The sequence below is a fragment of the Acetobacter senegalensis genome (assembly GCF_001580995.1).
GTDB lineage: Bacteria > Pseudomonadota > Alphaproteobacteria > Acetobacterales > Acetobacteraceae > Acetobacter > Acetobacter senegalensis.
This window is the reverse complement of record NZ_LHZU01000114.1, coordinates 21,530-40,199: the sequence shown is the minus strand read 5'-3', so window position 1 is coordinate 40,199 and position 18,670 is coordinate 21,530. Positions and strand designations below refer to the sequence as shown.

The 18,670-nt window shown below is 50.1% G+C and carries 13 protein-coding genes; 6 read left to right on the top strand and 7 right to left on the bottom strand.

Annotated elements, in window-relative coordinates; all coding sequences use genetic code 11:
- On the bottom strand, nt 1–501 hold a 501-nt coding region (locus tag AD948_RS05305; protein WP_408736054.1), incomplete at its 3' end, for a GlgB N-terminal domain-containing protein.
- Nucleotides 498–2,087, bottom strand: a complete 1,590-nt coding sequence (gene glgA / locus AD948_RS05300) for a glycogen synthase GlgA (RefSeq protein ID WP_061471019.1) — start codon at nt 2,085–2,087, stop codon at nt 498–500. The genes AD948_RS05305 and glgA, both read right to left, overlap by 4 nt.
- 247 nt (nt 2,088–2,334) lie before the next feature.
- Between glgA and AD948_RS05295 the strand changes: the two genes are divergently transcribed.
- From AD948_RS05295 to AD948_RS05285, 3 genes are all read left to right on the top strand, one after another.
- Nucleotides 2,335–4,143 (top strand): glycoside hydrolase family 15 protein, encoded by a 1,809-nt coding sequence (locus AD948_RS05295; protein WP_061471018.1) that lies wholly within the window; start codon nt 2,335–2,337, stop codon nt 4,141–4,143.
- A gap of 176 nt (nt 4,144–4,319) precedes the next feature.
- Complete coding sequence (locus AD948_RS05290; RefSeq protein ID WP_061471017.1) at nt 4,320–4,889, top strand: biliverdin-producing heme oxygenase; 570 nt, start codon at nt 4,320–4,322, stop codon at nt 4,887–4,889.
- Nucleotides 4,882–7,458, top strand: a complete 2,577-nt coding sequence (locus AD948_RS05285) for an HWE histidine kinase domain-containing protein (RefSeq protein WP_082782311.1) — start codon at nt 4,882–4,884, stop codon at nt 7,456–7,458. The genes AD948_RS05290 and AD948_RS05285 overlap by 8 nt, the downstream gene beginning before the upstream one ends.
- A 77-nt stretch (nt 7,459–7,535) precedes the next feature.
- On the opposite strand, the gene AD948_RS05280 is transcribed toward AD948_RS05285, so the two are convergent.
- Nucleotides 7,536–7,931 (bottom strand): YidB family protein, encoded by a 396-nt coding sequence (locus AD948_RS05280; RefSeq protein ID WP_061471015.1) that lies wholly within the window; start codon nt 7,929–7,931, stop codon nt 7,536–7,538.
- Between the two features lie 496 nt (nt 7,932–8,427).
- Here AD948_RS05280 and AD948_RS05275 point away from each other — a divergent pair, with 496 nt between their 5' ends.
- Both AD948_RS05275 and hpxZ read left to right on the top strand, forming a co-directional pair.
- On the top strand, nt 8,428–10,773 hold the full coding sequence (locus tag AD948_RS05275; RefSeq protein ID WP_061471014.1) for a TonB-dependent receptor: 2,346 nt from the start codon (nt 8,428–8,430) through the stop codon (nt 10,771–10,773).
- Nucleotides 10,774–10,954: 181 nt separating this feature from the next.
- Entirely contained in the window at nt 10,955–11,353 is a 399-nt protein-coding gene (gene hpxZ, locus AD948_RS05270) for an oxalurate catabolism protein HpxZ (protein ID WP_061471013.1), read from the top strand.
- 22 nt (nt 11,354–11,375) lie between these two features.
- On the opposite strand, the gene xdhC is transcribed toward hpxZ, so the two are convergent.
- From xdhC to xdhA, 3 genes are all read right to left on the bottom strand, one after another.
- Nucleotides 11,376–12,194 (bottom strand): xanthine dehydrogenase accessory protein XdhC, encoded by an 819-nt coding sequence (gene xdhC, locus AD948_RS05265; protein ID WP_061471012.1) that lies wholly within the window; start codon nt 12,192–12,194, stop codon nt 11,376–11,378.
- Between the two features lie 7 nt (nt 12,195–12,201).
- A complete protein-coding gene (xdhB, locus tag AD948_RS05260; protein WP_248845927.1) occupies nt 12,202–14,463 on the bottom strand; it encodes a xanthine dehydrogenase molybdopterin binding subunit in 2,262 nt (753 codons plus the stop codon).
- A gap of 127 nt (nt 14,464–14,590) precedes the next feature.
- Nucleotides 14,591–16,066 carry a xanthine dehydrogenase small subunit gene (gene xdhA, locus AD948_RS05255; RefSeq protein WP_061471011.1) on the bottom strand — a complete coding sequence of 492 codons (1,476 nt, stop codon included), beginning with the start codon at nt 16,064–16,066 and terminating at the stop codon, nt 14,591–14,593.
- 208 nt (nt 16,067–16,274) lie between these two features.
- On the opposite strand from xdhA, the gene AD948_RS05250 reads away from it, so the two are divergent.
- A complete protein-coding gene (locus AD948_RS05250; protein ID WP_061471010.1) occupies nt 16,275–17,249 on the top strand; it encodes a LysR family transcriptional regulator in 975 nt (324 codons plus the stop codon).
- Here AD948_RS05250 and AD948_RS05245 read toward each other — a convergent pair.
- On the bottom strand, nt 17,246–18,667 hold the full coding sequence (locus AD948_RS05245; protein WP_082782309.1) for a nucleobase:cation symporter-2 family protein: 1,422 nt from the start codon (nt 18,665–18,667) through the stop codon (nt 17,246–17,248). The two genes, AD948_RS05250 and AD948_RS05245, sit on opposite strands and share 4 nt — an antisense overlap.
- Nucleotides 18,668–18,670: the final 3 nt, after the last annotated feature.

Sequence of the window (18,670 nt, the reverse complement as noted above, 5' to 3'; positions counted from 1 at the left end):
GAGATTGAAGTCTCCGACAACTGACACACTTTTTGCATTGGGAGCCCACACAGCAAATCGAACGCCGGCCACGCCGTCAATGGTCATGGTTTGAGCGCCCATCATGTGAGCTAATTCACGGTGTTTCCCTTCTGCAAAGAGATGCAAATCATGATGGCTTAACAAAGGGGGGAATGAATATGGGTCTGCTCCCTCCTCCCATCCATCAGCCCACCCAATCCGTAATTTATAAGGTGCGCCAGCAGGAATGCGTGCTTCATAAAGCCCCGCCTGAGCGACGCATTTCATGGCTTGTTCACGCTGGACACCTGTGCGCGTCCAGCGGACCAGTCTTACCTCTCGTGCGTCCGGCATGAACACGCGGATGACGTCAGACCTTCCAGATTTATGCCTTCCTAGCAAAGAAAACGGGTCACCACAGGTGCCGTTAAGCAGGGAGGACAGTTGTTCCTGTGTTATGTTCGGTAGCGTAGCGGCAGCGTCTCGGTCGGCCATAGTCATGATACCGAACGTTCTGAACCGGCAAGAGGAGGACGCCGCGCGATACTCCGTTTGCCCGTTGCGGCTTTAGCATTGAAGGCCAGAACATCTGCCTGGTTGCTGTGATGCGAAGGAACAAGCCTTTTGAACAAGGCGCCGTACACGGCCGCAGGCCTTTGCCACGATACATCCTGTTGAGCGCCGTTTCTTTGAAGGAGTGTCCACAAAGCTTTATCGCAGAAGACTTTATAAACACGCTGCATCACATTGATAATGGCCGTGGCATCGTTGGGGGAGAAAACAAAGCCGGTTGCGCAACCAGCCGAAAGTGCGGCGGCATTTGCATCAATAATAGTGTCTGCCAGTCCCCCTACCTTTGAAACAACAGGCACAGCGCCATAGCGCATGGCATAGAGTTGGGTAAGACCGCACGGTTCAAAACGCGAAGGAACAAAAATGACGTCAGCTGACGCTTGGGCTCGGTGACCCAAACTTTCACTGTATCGTAACGTGCAGGCAAAACGGCCCGGAAAACGGCGGGCAAGATGACCGAGCTGTCTTTCGATATGAAGCTCCCCTCCTCCCACAACCACGCATTGCAGGGCGTAATTTTGTCTCATCAGAACAGGCATGGCTTCAGCGAGGAGATCTATTCCTTTCTGATCGGTCAGCCGGCTGACAACACCAATAAGGAGTGCATCTGGATTTTGTGCCAGCCCAAACTCTGCCTGAAATGCAGCTTTATTTGATCTGCGTGTCCATACGTTTCCAGGTTTATAAGGAAAATGGATATCCGGATCAGTTTCCGGGTTCCAGACATCCGTATCCACGCCATTGAGAATACCGCTGAGATTGGCGCTTCGGCTATGAAGCAGTCCTTCAAGCCCCATGCCAAATTCCGCTGTTTGGATTTCTTCCGCGTAATTTGGGGAGACTGCAATCAGCCAGCGTGCATAATACAAACCTGCTTTTAAAAAACCAATATCACCATGAAATTCAAACCCGTTTTGTGAAAATCCTTCAACAGGCAGTTCAAAAGAAGAGAGTTGGTCAGCGCCAAAACGCCCCTGAAAGGCAATATTATGAATGGTTTGCACAACCGGGGGTGTCATTCCGGGCGTAAAATGCAGATAAGCCGCAGTTAAGCCTGCGGGCCAATCATGAGCCAATACAAGATCTGGCTGATAATCAGCGACCAATCCACAAGCGAGACGAGCAGCAACCCGAGAGAGTAAAGCAAATCTCAGGCCGTTATCATCCCAGGATTTTCCGTTTCCTGCAGTATAGGGGCTGCCAGATCTCAAATAAAGTTCAGGACAATCAATTATGAAGAAATAATTATGCTCGATGGACGCCTGAATAATATGAACAGTATGGCCTAATTCCTGTATTTCTATTTTTTCTCGTTCATGATGGGCCCATTTCAGAGCGTTCATAACGGATGGATAGCCAGGCAAAACTGTTCTGACACGCACGCCTTGAGGGGCGAGTGCGGCAGGCAGAGCGCCCGTTACATCACCCAAGCCCCCCGTTTTCACCAGAGGAAAAAATTCTGATGCAACAGACAAAACATCAAGTTCAATTTTTTTTTGAAAAAGCTGCTGCATAGCATAACCTTTCCCGGTTATCGGGACATGGGTTTCCGTATTATCGCCTAACGTGCCAATAGCGTAGAGAGTGCATCAATCACGGAAATGTGATGTTAAGGCTGAGTGTTGCCATGAAAAAGATCGCGAAAAGTCAAATTTCTGATTTTTGCCGAATTTAAATATAAAAATAAGGGTTCTTGGGGAACATCGCCTGTTTCGCTTTCGTTTCAGGAAATAAGCTTATTACCGATACAAAGGAGACAGCATGCGCCAGTTGCTAAACTCTTCTTTCCGTTCTCTTCCCCTCCCCATCGCGGATTACGCCTTGATTGGCAATTGTCGAACCGCGGCTCTTATTGGCAAGGATTGTTCAATAGACTGGCTATGTGTTCCTCGTTTTGATAGCGCAGCCTGTTTGAGTGCTCTGTTGGGAACTATAGATCACGGATGCTGGAAGCTGGAACCAGAGGAAGCTCTTATTTCTACTTCACGCCAGTACTGTGGAGACACGCTTATTCTTGAAACGCGACTGACCACGGGAAGTGGTGAGGTTGTTGTAACAGATTGTATGCCTAAACTTGATGGGCATACCTCCATTATCCGCCGCGTAAAGGGTGTGAGGGGGCGTGTCAGGATGCGCTTTTTCCTTCGCCTGAGATTTGACTACGGCTTTACCGTTCCATGGGTCACTCGCTTGCATGACGAAGAAGGTATTCGTGCTATTGCTGGGCCGGATCAGGTTATTATTCGATCTTCTATTCCTTTACAGTCAGAAGAATTAAATACGGTCGCTTATTTTGAAATGGCAGAACAGGAGGAAGAAACATTTGTTCTTCAGCATGCCGCCTCTCATTTGCCTGTTCCTGATCGTCTCGATGTCGATGCCCTGCTGAACGAAACACAAGAGTGGTGGGAAGCGTGGTCGGCCCAATGTACCTATCATGGCCCTTGGCGCGAAGCCGTAATGCGTTCCCTGATTGTATTGAAGGCCCTTACCTACTCTCCTACGGGAGGGATTGTTGCTGCGCCCACCACGTCCCTGCCTGAAGATCTGGGAGGAATCAGAAACTGGGATTACCGTTATTGCTGGTTACGAGATGCGGCCCTGACGCTCTCTGCCCTCATTTCCTGTGGGTACCATGAAGAGGCTCAGGCATGGAATGACTGGCTTCATCGCAGCATTGCGGGAGATGCCGCGCAAACCCAGATTATGTATGGGGTCAGCGGCGAGCGTATGTTGCGGGAATGGAGTGTGGAAAACCTTCCCGGTTATCATAATGCCAAACCTGTCAGAATTGGGAATGCTGCATCTGATCAGATTCAGCTTGATATTTACGGGGTCATGGCGCACGTCGCCCAACTCGGGCGGAACGCTGGGTTGTCTCGTTCTCACTCGTCATGGGCGCTTCAGACAAATCTTCTCAATCGGTTGGAATTAAAATGGAGAGATCCTGATCACGGAATATGGGAGGTTCGCGGGGGAACCCGCCAGTTTGTCCATTCCAAAGTAATGGCATGGTTGGCGTTTGATTGTGCATTGAAAGATATGGTGCGCTACAATCTTTCAGGCCCATATGAAAGATGGCAGGAGATAAGAGAAGCCTTACATAACGATATATGCAGTTATGGATTTAATGTCGGAATTGGCAGCTTTGTTCAGTATTATGGAAGTGATGGAGTGGACGCTTCTCTTTTAATACTTCCTCTTGTCGGATTTCTTCCCATTTCTGACCCGCGAATTCAAAGCACAATTAAGGTTATTGAGAAAAAGCTTCTTAGCGGCGGCCTGATCAGGCGGTATGAAACAGAAGACAATGTTGACGGGCTCAATTCGGAAGAAGGCGCTTTTCTGGCGTGTTCGTTCTGGCTTGCCGACGTGTACGCCTTGGATGGTCGAAAAGAAGCGGCCAACGCGTTGTTTGAAAGATTACTGGCCCTGAGAAATGATGTCGGCCTTTTGGCCGAAGAGTATGATGCCCACCAAAAAGTGCAGTTAGGTAATTTCCCACAAGGATTTTCTCATCTTGCGCTTATCCATACGGCTCTTCTTTTATCAGGTGAACTGCAAGAGTAATAAATATTTTATTAAGTATTCTGTTTTCCCTGATCTGTCATGCTGTTGATCCATGTTCAGGCAAGTGACATAGTGCCGGAATGTTACTTGGGTTTGAATGGGGTTGTTTTTGATGTCTGAATTTGAATCCATGTTTCTTCAGGCACTTTGACCCAGAAAAAACGGCTCTATTTTCTATGAATTCGACTTCCCGGCGGTTTGTTTTACGAGATGGTACATGGACCATCCATCAGCAGCTTGATGCAGCAATAGGGCCATTGACATCTCTTGCTGCTTACAAGCGGTATCTTGCCAGTATTCTGGCGTTAAGGGGAGGTGTAGAATCCTGCTTTCAATATATTTCCTGGCCGGATTTTTTTGAAGGCTGGCATCCCACAACTCTTCTGCCTGTTCTTAATCAAGACGCTCGGGATATGGCAATTTCTCCCGATGTTTTTTCATCACTCGCCCTCCCCGCGACCATTTCTTCCTTGATGGGAATGATTTATGTTGTAGAAGGTGCCTCATTGGGGGCACAAATACTGGTAAAACAGGCATCCTTACTTGGTCTGGATGAAGAATTTGGTGCCCGCCATCTTTTTGTTCAATCTGGTTCGTTGGATAACTGGAAAGTTTTCTTGTCTCTTCTGGATAAAATGCCAGCTTTTGACAAGGAGCAAGCTGTCGATAGCGCAAGGAACCTTTTTTGCTACGCCTTGGACGCCGTGAAAAAGGTGAATGCTCAGCAAGGCCTCTTACATGGTTGAATTCGGCAAAGCAGATCTGACCAGTTGCGATAAAGAGCCCATTCATATCCCCGGCAGTATTCAACCTCATGGCTGCCTTTTCAGTTGTGATAGAGATACTTTCATGCTGCGTCGCGTTTCCGCAAATGCGGCAGGCATGCTGGGCCTTGAGCACATGCGTCCCGGAGACATGTTGTCCGAGCTTCTTGGTCGCGAAGCCGTGCATGAAATCCGTAACGCCCTCACCAATAGCCTTTCCCTCAAGCGCCCGGCTTATCTCTTTGATGTTGAGATAACCCCGGGTCACGTCTTGGATCTGTCTATCCATATTGTGGGGCCTGAGGTTGTCGTTGAATGCGAGGCTACGGGCGCGTCTGATATCAGCCGTTTATCCATAGGGCAGCTCCGGCTGATGCTCGATCGGATACGTAATCTCTCAGATCAGCAGCAGCTATGCGATACCGTTGTGCGTCTACTGAGAGGCATGCTGCGGTATGACCGGATCATGATCTACCGGTTTGACCCGGATTGGTCCGGAAAGGTGATTGCAGAGGCTCGATCTCCCTTACTGGAAAGCTTTCTGGGTCAGCATTTTCCAAGCAGCGATATTCCTGCTCAGGCACGCGATCTCTACCGCCGAGCCCTGATACGAACTATTGGAGACGTGAACTATACGCCTGTACCGTTGCTGGAATTGCCTGGTAGCGTGCCTTTGGACATGTCTTTCGCACAGCTTCGGAGCGTCTCTCCCATTCATTGCGAGTATCTGGCCAACATGGGCGTGGGGGCGTCCATGTCTATTTCTTTGATCGTTGATGGCGCCTTATGGGGGATGATTGCATGCCACAATTATTCCCCTCGCCGTCTTACACTGGCTGAGCGCGCTGTTGCTAAAATGTTTGGAGAGTTTGTTGCTCTCCGTATCGTTGTAATTTTAAGAACGAACCGGCTCCTTATTACGCAAAGAACACATGCTTTAATCGACAATTTCCTCAGAGACGCTGTCTCCATGACGGACATGCCGTCCTATTTGCGGTCTCGGATTGCTGATCTTCAGCCGCTTGTTCCCTGCGACGGCCTTGGGCTGTGGATTGGCGGGCAATGGACAGCTTACAAAGAGGCTCCAACCTCATCTCAGGTGGCACAGAAACTTGTTGAAACCATTTCTCCGGTAGTAGGAGCGCACATTTGGCATACAGCCCATTTTTCAGGAGCTTTTGAGTGGGCAAAATGCCTGCTTCCAAATGTGGCGGGCGTCATGGTTATCCCAATTTCCGCACAGCCAGAAGATTATCTTTTTCTTTTTTGGAAGGAAATTGTCCAGACGCTTAATTGGGGAGGAGACCCCAACAAGACCTACAAGACCGGACCTAATGGGCCACGTCTTACGCCCCGTTCCAGTTTTGCTATCTGGAAAGAACAGGTTCGGGATCATTGTTATCCGTGGACTACGGATGATGAAGAGGCTGCTATTCTCCTCCGTTCTGCGTTGATAGAGGTAATGGGAGCTTATCATCAGCAACAGCTTCAGGAGCGTTCCGAGGCGGATATTCGCCAAAGAATGTTGAATGAAGAGTTGAGCCATCGCGTCAAGAATATTCTGGCCGTTGTACAATCCCTTATGAGCCGCCCCGTTCCCCAAGGCCGGACCATGAAGGATCACTTCTCTATCTTGAAGGCCCGTATCGGCGCGCTTGCGCGCGCACATGATCAGGTGGTGCGGGCGGATGGAGGTGGCCTACTTCGGCAACTGCTTGAAGCAGAACTGGAGCCTTATCGTCTGGAAGCAAGCACGATTACCCTGCACGGCCCCGAGATCTGGCTAACGGGGCGAGCGTTGTCCGTTATTGCGCTCGTTATCCATGAACTGGCAACAAATGCAGCAAAATACGGTTCGCTCTCCTGTCGGGAGGGGCGTCTGGAAGTGGACTGGCACTTTGACGAGAGAGAACAGACCTGGGTGCTGACATGGAAAGAAACCGGAGGCCCGCCGGTCACGCAATCGGACGAAAAAGGATTTGGCTCCGTTCTGATTGAACGTGCCATTCCGCATGAATTGAATGGCAAAGCGATATGTGATTTGCGAACCGAAGGGCTGTTCATCCGTTTTGAGTTACCTAAGCGCCATGCTGTGTGTGTCATGCAGGAGAATAATATTATGTCGGACGTCGTCATCCCGTCAGAAACCAGATCGACTGATGATGCTCTCCGGATGGCGTCAGTTCTGATCGTGGAAGATCAACTGCTGATTGCAATGGACATTGAGCATGCCTTGATGGAGCATGGCGTGAAGAATGTAAGGACAGTGTCATCGGTTTATGAAGGGCAACAAGCCTTGCAGAAGGATATGCCGGATATTGCTCTTCTTGATCTGAACCTGGGCGATGAAACATCAGTTAAAATCGCCAATGCTCTCCGTGATCGGCATGTTCCATTCCTGTTCGCTACCGGATATGCGGATGGTTCAATGATTCCTGCCGAATTCAACAATGTGCCGGTTATAAGAAAACCTTATGCTGTTCATACAGTCATTCGTGAAATGACGAAGCTTCTCGTTTCTTCAGCAGCGCATCATCAGGATATGGAATGAGGTGATATAGTCCATTCATTCTGGAGAGCAGAGGAAAGAGGAGGTGTTGATAAAACACCTCCTCTTTCTGTTTGGCTTTACTCTGTGGGTGTAGGATTGGGCCGTGTAAAAGACATATGCAACGCACGCCGCCGGATACAACGGGGCAGAAGTTCGCACATCATACTCATGGTCGCTTCCTCTGAAAGCCCAGTTTGCTCGGAAATGGAATCCAGTTCAGATTTTGTAAAAAATCTCTGAATTTCTTCCGGTGTAGCGCTCCGGGCTTTGTCCGTTGTTTGCCAGTAACGGATCACATCAATCATTCCCGCAGCTTCAGCACGTTCCTCCAGTTTACTGGGATGATCCGGTTGGGGCACTGGACCAAGAATATCATTTATTACTGACAGCAAGCCGGACTCATCCTGAGTTGCAAATGTCAGGAAATCCCCCACCTGTGTTGCGGCAGAGGTAATCTGTTCAGAGAGTTTCATGCGTATCGCCTCGCGTTTGTGGAGAGCTTTCCGTCGTGCAACTCTTTAGTGTTAAGGGGTGTCGTGCGACAGTCCGCCCAGCCTCTTGAAAAGAACTCACCCTGCGCAGAAAGACGTTCTTGAAGCAGTAAAAAAAGGAATCTTCTGCGCCTAAAATTTCAACGCCCAGCTAATTAGCAAGTTTCCTTGCTCTTTCCCCTCTGCGACTGGTTATTTCCTCCAAGAAACTTTTGGTATCTCAGTGGTGATTGCTGAAGGCGAGAGTCATACGATCATCTCATTGTTATGTTGCATTTCTGTCTGCTCGAAATTCGAGTGAAAAGGGCTGCATTCTAATAAAAGCAACGCAAAAATGCTTTTTTTCCTTTTGTGCGAACATGCTGTTTTCCATATATAACGAGAAAGCATCGTTTACGGTTGTTCTTAGAACAGCGACTGATCTGGGCCCCTTTTTATTCTCTTTTTGTGTATGTATGTCATGACAGGAAGGCAGAGTATGCTGACCAATTCTTCTCAAACTTTTCGTTTGTTTGCATCTCTGTCTCGGCGGAAACGGCTGATGTTTCTCTCTGGCCTTGCCAGTGCGGTTACGTGGTGCAGTGCTACCTCCATAGGTCTGGCAGCGCCCATCTCTACCCGTCATGCCGCGACGCATAGCAGCGCAAAAAAGGTTACTTCCACGCGTTCGTCCAAAGTGGCTTCTGTCAAAAAAAATTCTAACCCGCTACAGGCAAAAGGAGAGGAAGATATTCTGGTTGGTTCGCATCGTCAGGCCCTGAACGGCGGCGGCGGAATGATGCGCTTGGAAACGGCCCCTCATGCGGTGCAGACTGTTACAAAAGCCTACATCAATATGCGTAGCCCCACGTCTACTGCGCTTGATCTGGTCAAGAACCTTCCCAGTCTGAATATTATGGCCCCTGATAGTTCTGGTATGGAAGGCGGGCAGATTCAGTCTCGCGGCCTGACAGACCTGGATATGGCGCTCATGGTGGATGGCGCACCAGCGGCGGCAGCCAAATATATGACGGAAGACATTGATTCTGAAAATCTTGAAGAAGTCAGTGTTGCACCGGGGAGTGCCGCACGTGATCTTCCAGTGATGTCAGCCGCTGGCGGCGTCATGAACTCTCGGACCCATCTGCCCTCCAACAAGTTCGGCGGGATGATGGATTTTTCTTATGGGACCAATAATCTTTCCCGGGAATTCATTCGTCTTGAGTCGGGTGAAATCGGCAATAGCGGCGTAAAAAGCTTTTTCTCTTTTTCCAATACACATGCGCGTAGCTGGATGGGTGCGGGTATCAACCAGCGTAAGCATATTGATTTCGGTGTGAGAAAGGATTGGGATAACGGTTCCAATGCACACCTTTTTCTGTCCTGGAACTCAGAAGACTTTGTGATCGATAACTACCCGACAGAGCAGCAGTTTCTGAATTACAAGCATAATGGCATTGGGTGGGGTCGCTCTTCTGATTCTCGCAATGTCAATTATTGGAAAAACAATAACGATCATTGGAATCAGGTGTTCCTGACCGCCCCTATTCATGTCGTTTTACCCAAAAAATTCACATTTGATCTGCAACCGTATTTCAGTTTCGGGCAAGGTTGGGATGCCTCTCCCGGTGGCGTTGGTACGGATGCATCAGGTGCGCAACGCAACATGACATCCTATTTTGATGAACATGGGGCAAGGCAGGTTGGGGCAACGGCCAAACTGGGGTATGACATTGATCGGCACAACCATATTTCACTTGGTTACTGGTATGAGAACAATGTAACAGACCGCAACTATCCAAGCGGATTTGTTATGGATAATGGTGCGGCTCCTGGGCCCAACAATGCCAATTATCTTATTTCCAAAGGGGATAGACAGAAAGCTGGCTACGAAATTCATTCCCTCTTCATTCAGGATACGGCCCATTACCTACATGATAAACTTGTTATCAATGCGGGTTTCAAGTTTGTGATGGCAAATACATGGAACAAAGATTATTACGGGTATCAGGGAAACAACCGCACGGCTCCCCTCCCCCAGCTTTCCATAAGCTATAATATCGATAATCAGAATCAGATTTATATCAACGCTGAAGGGGATTATCGTCAGCCCAGTACAAATGACTTAGGCTGGCTCTATACCAGTATGCCTATTCCTAAAAATCAGTATTCCATCAAAGAGGAGCTTGGATATAGATATCATAACAAGTATCTGATGCTGGATATGTCTTTCTTCAATTATAATGTTACCAATCGTATTGTTGATCAGTATCTGGGTATGAACAGCTTCCGCCCGTTTTCCATTGGCAATCAAACCATGCGTGGCTTTGATTTCATGATTGCTGGGAAATCAATTCATGGTTTCAGTCCCTATGCGTCAATTGAATATTTGCATGCGACGCAGGACAGTAACGTTTTCGACCCTTATCAGCAGATCATGCTTCATTCCAAAGGCACTCAGGCTGTCATGGCCCCGCGTATCATCGCAAACTTCGGTTTGACATATACGTATAAAGGTTTTTTTGCTAATGGTTCTGTTCATTATACAGGGCCGCAATCTGTCAGCGTTGCGAATGATCAGCGTATTCCGGGGTATGTTACCAACTCTCTGTCGCTCGGTTATCATTTCCAGCCTTTCAGCTTTCTCAAGTCTCCCACGTTCAAGTTGAATTTTACTAATCTTACAGGCTCTATAGTGCGTACTGGGGCCATGGGTGCTGTTTATAGCGCCAAGGATTCCAGCACTGTCTATAGCGGAAGCTCCCCTGCTTATACTGGTTATGGGAACTCCTTCATGGTGGAACCCCGTTTTTCCATGACAGGAACAATTTCCACATCTTTCTAAAAGATATCTGTTTCAAAGAAGTATGGTCTTCTTTGAAACAGAGACATATGCCAAAAATCCTTGAGTGAGCCTTTTTTGCTTATCTCAAGGATTTTTGTTTTCGTCCCACCTGTCTGGATGGCATGAAGAGTGTGATATGAATGTTGCCCACCAGATCATGCTTAGAAAGAGTTTTTAGCCGATGCCTTCTGCCGTATTGGAAACAGAAATTACCGCGTTGTCAGATGCTTATGAAAGAGCGCTGGCTAATAACGACGTAACGGCATTGGATGCGTTCTTCTTTGATGGGCCAGAAACCGTCCGGTATGGCGTGGGTGAAAATCTCTATGGCACAGAAGAGATCGCCGCGTTTCGCCGAGCGAGAAAAGGCGGCTCACCGCCCCGCAAAATGCTCCGCAGGGTTGTTACTGTTCTGGGTGACAACGCCGCTGTTGTGAGCTTGGAATTTCAACGTGAAGGGTCCAGCAAAATAGGCCGACAAATGCAAACATGGTTTCTCTCCCCGCAGGGCTGGAAAATCATCGCGGCGCATGTCTCCCTTATGGCAGAACAGCCCGAAACATCTCGACCGGCGCTCTAAAAAAGTTGCCGCTTGTGGGGGCTCAAGCCTCATTTTTTCTATGAATGAGTTTTATAACAATCTCGGAGGCAACAAGAGCCGCAATAATTTCTGGTCTCTTGTCTCTCACGGTTTGGCCGCCTATGGGGCAGGTAAGCGTGCTAATCTGGTCTTCTGTCAGCCCAATTGCGCGAAAACCCGTTTCAAATCGGCGTCTCTTGGTTTTTGAACCAATCAACCCGATATAAGCGAGGTCATCCCGTTCTAAAGCGGCAGCAACGATCAAGGCATCCAAAGAATGACTGGGCGTTAAAACCAGAACGCCTGCTCCGGCCGGAAGTGCCGCGAGATGGTGCTCCCACTGCGAACTAACGTGTGCAGTCACACCTTGGGGGATTGCACCAAATTCTTCCGATCTTGGATCAACCCAGACCAGGTTCAGGGGCAACGGTGCCAGAGCGTGGGCCAGCGCACGCCCTACATGCCCGGCTCCGAACATGAGAAGAGTTGGATAAGTCTGTTTCTCGTTATGAATCTGTTGTTTCAGGGTATCAACAATATTCGACTGAGCCCGCGTGATGGCCACAGTGACTTGCCCCCCACAGCATTGATTTGTACCCGCCCCGAGGGTGACGTCATGAGTCATACTGGGAAGATTGCTGTTTAAAAGCGTACGCGCTTTCTGCAGGCATTCCCATTCCAGGTATCCGCCCCCGATTGTGCCTTTCTGCCAATCCTGCCCAACCAGCATGAAAGCGCCAGCTTCGCGCGGCGTAGAACCGCGCACAGTTGTCAGTTGCACGCATGCGAAAGGCGGGCTTTCTGGCTTCCAGCATTCCAGGATGGAGATCAAGGAGCACATGGACGGATTAAACTTCAGAGAGTGCCCGCAAGCGATCTGCCGTGCGCAAAATACACTCAGGCGTTGCTGGAGTATCCAGTTGGGGACAGATTTTGTAGTTTTTCAGGCTCGCAAGTGCATCAGAAATGGCCTGTAGTACAGCAACACCATGCACAAAGGGCGGTTCCCCAACAGCCTTGGAGCGGAAAATGGTTGCTTCCCTGTTGGGTGCGGCTTCTAGAAGCGAAACATTGAAAATACGCGGCCTGTCAGAGCACGCTGGGATTTTATAAGTGCTGGGTGCATGCGTGCTCAGTTTTCCGGCTTTGTCCCATACGAGTTCTTCCATGGTCAGCCATCCGGCCCCCTGTATGAAACCACCTTCAATCTGGCCGATATCAATGGCAGGGTTAAGGGATTGTCCGGCATCGTGCAGGATATCCACGCGTTCAATCCGGGTCTCCCCGGTTAAAAGATCTATGGCGACTTCTGCGCATGCCGCACCATACGCAAAATAATAGAATGGGCGTCCTCGTCCTGTTTCAGCATTCCAGGAAATTTTTGGTGTTTTGTAAAACCCGTTGGAGGATAATGAGACACGCGCAAAATAGGCTGCCTTGACCAGGGCTGGAAAAGAGACCAGCGTTTCTCCTATCTGAACACCTTCGGGCCGGAACTGAATATCTTGTTCAGATACCTGCCAATGATCTGCGGCAAAACTGATCAAACGGTGTTTGATTTTGGAAATGGCATCAAGAACAGCCATGCCATTCAGATCAGCACCGCTTGAAGCTGCCGTGGCAGATGTGTTCGGAACTTTTCCGGTGGTGGTGGCTGTAATGCGCACACGGTCTTCTGTCAGCCCAAATTCCCGCATGGCGATCTGCACCATCTTGGTATGCAGCCCCTGCCCCATTTCCGTGCCGCCGTGATTCACCTGCACAGACCCGTCCGTATAGATGTGCACAAGTGCGCCGGCCTGATTGTAATGCGTTGCGGTAAAGGAAATACCGAATTTTACCGGAGTAAGCGCTATTCCTCGGCGTATATAGGGGCTGTGTCTGTTGGCTTCTCTCAAGGCCTCACGTCTAGTCCGATAATCGCAGTTTTCCGCCAGTTGTGTCATGATTTCAGAGGCAATGGAGTCCTCAACCGTCATGTGGTAGGGCGTCAGGTCGCGGGTGCCGGTGCCATAAGTGTTGCGGAGGCGGACATCCAGCGGATCCAGCCCGGTTGCAAAGGCTATTTCTTCAATAATCCGTTCCGCCGCAACAATCCCCTGCGGGCCGCCAAACCCCCGATAAGCCGTGTTGGACTGTGTATTGGTTTTCAGGGGTTCAGATCTGAAACGGACATCGGGGTAGAAATAGGCGTTATCAGCGTGAAACAGAGCCCGATCAATGACAGGACCGGACAAATCGGCTGACCAGCCACATCGGGCTGCGAGCACCATGTCCACCGCAAGGATATTGCCAGCGTCATCAAACCCGACATCATACTCAACAACAAAATCATGACGTTTGCCGGTCATGATCATGTCATCATCACGGTCCAGCCGCATTTTGGCAGCCCGGCCGGTAGCGTTTGCGGCCACTGCCGCCAGGCAGGCTGGGATATTGGCCTGAGTTTCCTTGCCACCAAAGCCCCCCCCCATACGCCTGATCTCTACGGTGACGAGGTTGCTGGGGCGGTCAAGAACATGCGCCACCATATGTTGCGTTTCTGTAGGGTGCTGCGTGGAAGACCATACACGCATCTCTCCCTCTTCCCCTGGCTGGGCAAGAGCAGCCTGCCCTTCCAGATAGAAATGTTCCTGCCCTCCAATGGTTATACGACCGCTCAGACGTCTGGGAGCATTTATAAGCCCTGTGTCAACGTCCCCTCGTTTCATTTCCAGAGGCCGCCATACCAGAGCGCTTCCGGCCTCGCGCGCCTGTGCAATCGTGAGGATAGCAGGCAGCTCTTCATAGGTTATTTTGGCCAGACGGGCCGCTTTGCGAGCCTGATGACGATCTTCAGCCACCACAATGAAGATTGGCTGGCCATAGTAGAACACCATATCTTCAGCCAGTAGAGGCTCATCATTCTTGCCGACTGGGCTAACCTGATTATGGCCGGGAATGTCCTTGTGTGTCAGCACACAGATGACACCCGGCACAGCCCGGACAGCATCCAGATCAAGAGAGAGGATACGGGCATGTGCTTTGGTGCTCAGGCCTGGCACAACATGAACCAGTCCTCGTGGTTCAGGTATGTCATCCAGATAGGTGGCTTCACCTGAAACATGCATTCTTGCACTTTCATGTTTCAAGCTGGTGGAAGCCCCACCCGTGACAATCACCGGATTGGGTGTGGCACGCCTGCTCTCCAGAGTGTCCTGTTCTCCGGAAGCAAGCTTGACTTGCATCTTTACTGCCTCAGCCATGAGCGGTTTCCTTCCACCCGGCAAGCCGGGTTTCTGGCTGTTGGGTCATTCCCGATGTTTCTGCAAAACAGCGCGTTAACAGGTTGGCTGCTACGGTGCGCCGATACCATTCACTCCCTCGCATATCAGAAAGGGGAGCAAAATCGGTCTGGATGGCGTCCCGTGCTGCACTGAGGGCGCGTTCATCCCACATTTTTCCTACCAGCGCGGCTTCGGTGGCAGAAGCGCGTTTGGGAATTGCTGCCATCCCCCCAAAAGCAATGCGTGCGTCCGTTATCAGTCCTGCCTGCGTAACAGTTAACGCGAATGCGCCTAATATGGCTGAAATATCCTGGTCAAACCTTTTGGAAACTTTGTAGGCCCGATACTGCAACGCGGGAGCAGGATACGGGATCAGAATCCCTTCAATGAATTCCCCTTTTTTACGGTCCTGTTGACCGTATGCCCGGAAATATTTTTCCAAAGGTAATGTCCTGCGTGTTTCGCCGTGCCGTAAATGGAGGATAGCGCCAGCGGCAATGAATAACGGTGGTCCGTCTCCTATGGGAGAGCCATTTCCTATATTGCCACACACCGTTCCTGCATTGCGAACCTGAGTAGAGCCAATGCGGCGAATAACTTCTCCTACATCAGGAAAAAGAGCCGCTATATCCTGCTGTGCTTCTGTGTAGGGAACGCCAGCGCCAATCCATAGACCTTCCGGGCGATGGTCTATTTTTCGCAGGTCGTGAACACCTGAAACACTGATAACGTGCGGAAGAGACTGTAAACGTTTGGTAACCCACAGGCCAACATCGGTTGCTCCCGCAACGAGTGTGGCATCTGGTGCGGCTTTGTAACTCGCAGCAAGCTGGTCGGATGTTCTGGGCAGAGTAACGGTACCGGCAGGTGTCCTGATTTCGGCCATTTCCGCATTCTGTAACGCCGTCAGGCGTGTACGGATCTGATCCTGTTCACGTTCAAAATTGTCCTGCGTATGTTGCAGGGCCTGTTTCATGGCCTTGACTATGGGGGCATATCCGGTGCAGCGACACAAATTGCCAGCGAGGGCATCATTGATGTCTTCATCTTTAGCCGTTGCGCCTGCTTTCTTGCTGTAAGCCACCATGGACATGACAAATCCCGGCGTGCAGAAACCACATTGTGACCCATGAAGGTCAACCATAGCCTGTTGGACGGGATGCAAGCTGCCATCCGGTGAGCGCAGGTTTTCTACCGTGAACAGTTGCGCTCCATCCAACATCCATAGGAACTGAATGCACGCATTAACGGCCTTCCAGACAAGCTGGTTGTTTTCAAGCCGCACCACCAGCACGGTGCAAGCCCCGCAATCCCCTTCGTTACATCCTTCCTTGGTTCCTGTGAGATGACGTGTCTCACGTAACCAATCAAGCACGGTGGTTTCAGGGGACACATCGGAGAGCCGGTAATGCTGATCTCCCAGATAAAATTGGATATGATCACGCATGGCAGTTTTTCTCCTAAGGACCACATTCCGGCCCGTTTATGCACGTTGTCTGCTGACCTCGAAGCCAAGCCGGTAAACGGGACATTTATGTGTGGCGGTTCTAAAGAGAATCACAAAAAACAAGACGTTCGTCCAACAGAAAGAATACGACGCGCCGTTGCGTTTTTGTCGACGCATGCCATAGGAAGAGAATTCTCAGGATATAAGCATGACCCCTATGCGAAACTCAGGCCGCGTTTTCACACTGTCCCGCTTTGCCATTTATTTTGAAATGGTTGCGCAGGCTGGTTCCATCCGGCAGGCGGCCACTGTCCTGAACGTTTCTCCGTCCGCGGTTAACCGCCAAATTCTGGCTATTGAACAGGATATGGGCACACCCTTGTTTCATCGTCACAGCACGGGTTTGAGTCTGACAAGTGCGGGAGAACTGTTGCTTGCCACGATCCGCGCTGGAAAACGCGATTTTGAGGCTTTTCAGACACGCCTCACGGCTCTTTCAGGTCTGCATGGTGGATTGGTGACCATGGCAGTGGTCGAGGCTGTTAGTGATCGGTTTGTGCCGGACATCCTTTCCGAGATCAGCAAGGATTATCCGCGCGTCGAATTTTCCATAAAAACCATGGATTTCAAGACGATCTGGCAGAGCGTTTCCCGCAATGAAGTCGATTTTGGAATTTCTCTCCTTGGTTCAGAAAAGCTCTCTCGTCGTGTGCGCATGGTTGCAACCCTGCAAGCGCCTATTGGATTTATTGTCCGTCCGGATCATCCATTGGCTGCCTGGAGGGAAGCTAGGCTGAGCCATGTATTGGGAAGCCGGTTGATTATTCCAGATGCAACGCTGGCGGTTGGGGCGGCTATCCGAGAAGGTCTGGTTGCCCAGAATGTTGATGTCAAACCAGCCTTTTCGTGTAATCGGATTGTCAGCATCAAGGCGTTGGTGCGGAGCGGGCTAGGCGTTGCCCTGCTGACACAGGCTGATGTGATTGATGAAGAGAAATCAGGCGAACTCTGTTTTGTCAGGATTATTCAAAGCGACATAAAACCTCTTCGCTTCGCCTTGATCCATAATACACAGCGACAACTTTCAGCGGCTGCACATGCAACTCTGGACGTGATAACGAGGAACTTTCATGCGCTTTCCACAACAGAGAGCGCAGGTTCCCTTCCAGATATTTCTTCTTAATGGTCTGTATGGGGGTAGGAAACGAATTCTGCCTCGACCGTTACACTTGCTTCATGTGTGTTTATGGCAGATTTCTGCGGTTTTTCTGTCATGAAATGGTTGAAAATCAAGTGAAGCACCATGGCAGACATTGAGCCCAGCGTAATACCGCTTCCAAATACAATTTGTGCCCAATGGGGAAAATTATCGGCTATGTGAGGTTGCGCTGTTGCTAGCATGCCCAAGCCCACACTGGTGCCAACGATGATCATGTTGTTCTGGTTATCAAAATCAACTTTCGTCAGGGTCTGAATACCAACAACCGCAACGGTGGCAAACATGGACAAGGCAGCGCCACCTAACACAGGCAGGGGAACACAGGCCATAATAGCAGCCAGCTTGGGAATGCATCCCAGCACAATCATGATCACAGCTGCGGCTGCGACGACCCATCGGCTTTTGATCTGTGTCAGGCGGACCAGCCCCACATTTTCAGCAAAACAGGTGTAAGGGAAAGAATTTAAGATTCCTCCGATGGCGGTTGCTACGCCATCAGCACGAATGGCGCAGGCAATATCCTTTTCTGAAATGGTTTTTTTGACAATTGCTCCGGTTGCAAACACGTCTCCCGTTGTTTCCAGCATTGAAATGATCATGACAATGATCATGGAAAAAATGGGCACAATGTGAAAGCTGGGCAGCCCGAAGTAGAAAGGCCGGGCGATGGTCAGTAATGGAGCGGCAGAAACGTCCTGAAACTGTGCATCTCCTAGCATCCATGCGACTAATGTTCCGCAGACAAGCCCAAGCAGGATCGCGATGGTCCCAATGAATCCGCGAAAAAATTTCTGAATACCCAGAATACAGAACAAGGTTCCTAACCCGTAGGCCACGTTCCGTAATTGCACAGGGTCCTGCATTGTGGTTGTGCCGCGCCCTGCCACAATATCATTTGCGGCAACCGGCAGAAGAGCCAGACCGATGATCAGGATAACGGAACCGGTCACAACTGGAGGAAAGAACCGGATCAGTTTGGAAAAATGGGGAGCCAGAAAATAGGAGAAAACACCGGCTACAATAACAGAGCCGAAAATCTGCTGAAGTCCGACAATACCGCCTCCGGCCGCCGTGCCAATCGCAATCATCGGCATAACGGCTACAAATGTTACACCTTGCAGCAGTGGTAGCCTTACTCCGATATTCCCAATTCCTACCGCCTGCAGAAGAGAGGCAATGCCGCAGGTAAAAAGATCGGCTTCAATAAGGTGTTCCAGCGTATCATGCGACAACCCCAGAGCACCGGCCACCAGAATGGGAACGATCACTGCGGCAGCGTAAAATGTCAGAACATGTTGAAAGCCGTACACCCCAAGTTGCCAGATGGGCAATATTTCATCGACCGGATGAACCGCTTTTGACGTCGTTCTGACAGTGTTCACGGC